This is a genomic window from Paracoccus sp. (in: a-proteobacteria), from assembly GCF_030536915.1.
GTDB lineage: Bacteria > Pseudomonadota > Alphaproteobacteria > Rhodobacterales > Rhodobacteraceae > Paracoccus.
Genome location: NZ_JAUNPC010000163.1, coordinates 1 through 2,998 on the forward strand (window position 1 = coordinate 1; position 2,998 = coordinate 2,998).

A 2,998-nucleotide genomic window follows, 5' to 3' on the forward strand; every position below is an offset into this window, starting at 1 on the left:
AGGTGCGGCTCAACAACCAGGCCTGGCACCAGACAAGCCGAAGCAGCCTCAAACAGCGCCGGTCAAGAGGAAGCAGCCGGAACCTGCCGCTGTCAGCGAGGCAAAGGCACTCGTTCAAGTGCGTGCGCTCGTCCGGCCACTTGCAAGACACCAAAAGGATCTCGAAGCCTTGGAGCAAGCCGGTTACCAGATCGGCATGATCCTGCGCCTTGCTCGCCAGCGGACACAGAAGCGGATCAGGATCGTGCCAAGCTACGAGGTAGCAGAAAAATCCGAGCGGGGCAAAGGACTAGCGGAGTATCTACATTTTCGGGTTTCGAGAGGTATTCTGGAAGAACTGTCGGAGCAGGCTGGCGATCTTGGGACACTGCCGGAAACAGAATTGTTGCGTTCACAGTACCAACCGATCTGGTTCGAGGAACTCGATACAGTCATCGCCGACTTGAGAAGGAAGCAGTCATGAGGAATTATGCGATTCTCGCCGCAATGATCCTTCTTCCTGCGACCGCACAGGCAGTAACTTGGACTTCCGGTTTCCAGCGGGGCATCAACTACTACGGAGTTAAAGACGGCGCTCTTGAGATTACTCTGACGTGTGATCCGAATGGTGCCTACAGCCCGCCGCAGAACTTCATCAAGGCCTTCATGGATGGCCGTGTCGTAGATGGCTCTGGCACGTTGCAGTCGGGCGACCAGACCGTGACGATTATTTTCGAGCAAGGGACAGCGTTCAAGCAGGAAACGGAAGATGGCGCATGGAAGATGGCTCTGTCCATCATATCGTCGCCAGAAGGTTTCTCATTCACGCACAACAATAAAGGCGTGAAAGTAACGCCAAGCAACCAGCTTCAACATGATTGCAAATAACTAAGGGGCTTCGCCCCTGGCGCCTACAAGCGAAATAGACGGGACCGTGCCTCGCCGCCAAAGATACAATTCCTAAGAAAACAAAAAGCCGCCTGATCGCAAGATCGGCGGCTTCATTCATTTCCGCCGGCTGCGGCCGCACCACTCCCGTCGATTTCGCTTTCCGTTGCCTCCCCAGCTTCGCCAGCGGGCAGGCCGGATAGCCGAGGCTATCCGGCTCAAACCGAGGGGAAGATCATGACCAGGAAAATCACAGCCAAGCCGGTATGTGAAATCTACCATATTCAGGAAGCGGAAACACCGCGGCACCTTGGAACCCTTTATCAATGGAATACGGGCGAAAGGCAGATGCGTTGGTTCGTTGATCCCGACAGTTTCTCCGGTGGTTGCATCGGCCGCGTAGAGATCGAGGCGGAGGGCAAGGCCGCGTGAGCGGCTGCCTGCGCTGCACAAGCGCATGGCTGCAGATGGCCCGGCCTTGGCCGGGTCAGCTGCAGCCTACCTTGAGGGGAGGGCCGCGCCCCGGTCGATGCGGGGCTGCGGTTCAATCGACTTGGCAGATAAAGCGTTCACCACGTTGGTCGTCCATTTCATAGATCAGGACGGGTTGGCCGATACGTTCAGCCCGGCGGTGCGCGCGGCGGCGGGCCTCGACCTCGGTCGCGCAGATGATCGGCAGATCGTCCGGGTCGTCGCGGACTTCGTAGCGCGTCACAGCGCGACTTCCGGCATCAGGCTGTCGTCACGGTCCAGTCAACTGCCGTCCACGGCAACGGGTGTAAAATACTGAGCCCCTTTGGCGCTGCCGCATTTGCGGCAGGTCAGGCGGGGCAGGGGGTGGGACCGCTCATGCGGCTGCCCTTTCCTCGGTTTCTGCTTGGGGCTGCGCCTGCATCAGCAGGTCAGCCGCTTTCTGTGCCTCACTCGCGGCCTTGAAGATGGCGCGCTTGTCGTCCTGCAGGGCGCGCAGCCAGCTTTTCACATAGGCGGCGGACTGATCGAAGTCGGGGGTCAGGCCGAGGCTCGCGCAAACCATGCAGTTGCCGATTTCTGCGATCAGTTCCTCGAAGGCGTAGGCCTTGCGATCGGTGAAACGGCCCAGCCGGTCAAGGCGGCTGGTGTGGCCAGTCCAGTGGGTCGCCTCATGCGCGAGGGTGGCATAATAGCCGCCGGCGCTGTGAAAGGTCGCAATCGGCGGCATGTGGATGAAGTCCTCGACCGGATTATAATAGGCGCGCGGGTCATCGCTGGTGCGGATTTCCGCGCCGGTCGCGGCAATGAAAGCGTCAAGAGTGGGATCGGCGGTGGTGCCAAGATCGCGCGGCGCCTCGGCCGGGTTGCCGTAGAACTCGGCGGGCAGGCCGTCGATCTGCTCGGCGTTGAACACGCGATAGGCTTTCAGATACGGAATTTTCCGGCTGTCCTCGCCGCTCTCGTCCTCACGCTCGAAGGTGCCGTACTTGACGACGGTTGCCGATTTCTCGCCCTTGCGGACCTGCCCGCCCGCTTCCTGCGCTTGGCGATAGGTGAACCAGTGGGCCGCGCGATAGCCCTTCTCGGTGGCGGTCAGCCAGAGCATCAGGACATTGATGCCACGATAAGGCTCGCCATTGGCACGGCGGGGGAAGGTCGCGCCACCCGCGTCTCCGGTCCACGGCTTGCGCCATGCCGGGGTGCCCGCCTCGATGCTGGCGATAATGGTATCGGTGACGTGCTGATAAAGATCGAAAGCCATGTTCATCACTCCTTTGCGACGGTCCCGCCTTGGTCTTTGCCTCGGTCGGGGTGCCCATGATGGGCGGGGTTGCAGGCGAGGACCGCGAAGCGGCGCCTCTCCTGAAACCCTGCCTCCCGGCGAGGGCAGGAGGGGGGCCCGCGCAAGGTTGCGCGTAGGGGGCGAGGGGAGGGGGATCACCCGGCCTGCACGGAGCGATAAGCGCAGGAAGGCCGGGGAAACCCCTCGCCCCCGTCAAGCGCGCGGCCTTGCGTGGGGGAACCGGCGGTTCCCAGAGACGGACGCGCGCCCTTTGCGCGCGGACCACCAAACCGGGGGCGTTCGGCTCGTCCGAATCCCCCCGGATGGCGCGAGCCCCGCATCAGCGGGGATCTCCGATCCTTCTTGCCGTCCAGA

At 61.7% G+C, this 2,998-nt stretch carries 5 protein-coding genes; 3 read left to right on the forward strand and 2 right to left on the reverse strand.

Going from position 1 to position 2,998, the window contains the following annotated elements:
• From Q4F04_RS15165 to Q4F04_RS15175, 3 genes are all read left to right on the forward strand, one after another.
• Positions 1–463: hypothetical protein (locus Q4F04_RS15165; protein WP_303370629.1), on the forward strand; the 463-nt coding region annotated here is incomplete at its 5' end.
• The gene (locus Q4F04_RS15170) at positions 460–867 is read left to right on the forward strand and encodes a hypothetical protein (RefSeq protein ID WP_303370630.1); all 408 of its coding nucleotides are present in this window, start codon (positions 460–462) and stop codon (positions 865–867) included. The genes Q4F04_RS15165 and Q4F04_RS15170, both read left to right, overlap by 4 nt.
• 237 nt (positions 868–1,104) lie before the next feature.
• Entirely contained in the window at positions 1,105–1,299 is a 195-nt protein-coding gene (locus Q4F04_RS15175) for a hypothetical protein (RefSeq protein WP_303370631.1), read from the forward strand.
• A gap of 112 nt (positions 1,300–1,411) precedes the next feature.
• Here the strand turns inward: Q4F04_RS15175 and Q4F04_RS15180 are convergent, their stop codons facing one another.
• Together Q4F04_RS15180 and Q4F04_RS15185 are read right to left on the reverse strand one after the other, a co-directional pair.
• Entirely contained in the window at positions 1,412–1,582 is a 171-nt protein-coding gene (locus Q4F04_RS15180; RefSeq protein ID WP_303370632.1) for a hypothetical protein, read from the reverse strand.
• A 132-nt stretch (positions 1,583–1,714) separates the two neighbouring features.
• Positions 1,715–2,602 (reverse strand): ArdC family protein, encoded by an 888-nt coding sequence (locus Q4F04_RS15185; protein ID WP_368660738.1) that lies wholly within the window; start codon positions 2,600–2,602, stop codon positions 1,715–1,717.
• Between the last annotated feature and the right edge of the window lie 396 nt (positions 2,603–2,998).

What these genes read in the sequence shown, in the direction of transcription:
- Q4F04_RS15170 (WP_303370630.1), top strand. Translation starts at nt 460, where the DNA reads ATGAGGAATTATGCGATTCTCGCCGCAATGATCCTTCTTCCTGCGACC.
- Q4F04_RS15175 (WP_303370631.1), top strand. Translation starts at nt 1,105, where the DNA reads ATGACCAGGAAAATCACAGCCAAGCCGGTATGTGAAATCTACCATATT.
- Q4F04_RS15185 (WP_368660738.1), bottom strand. Translation starts at nt 2,602, where the DNA reads ATGGCTTTCGATCTTTATCAGCACGTCACCGATACCATTATCGCCAGC.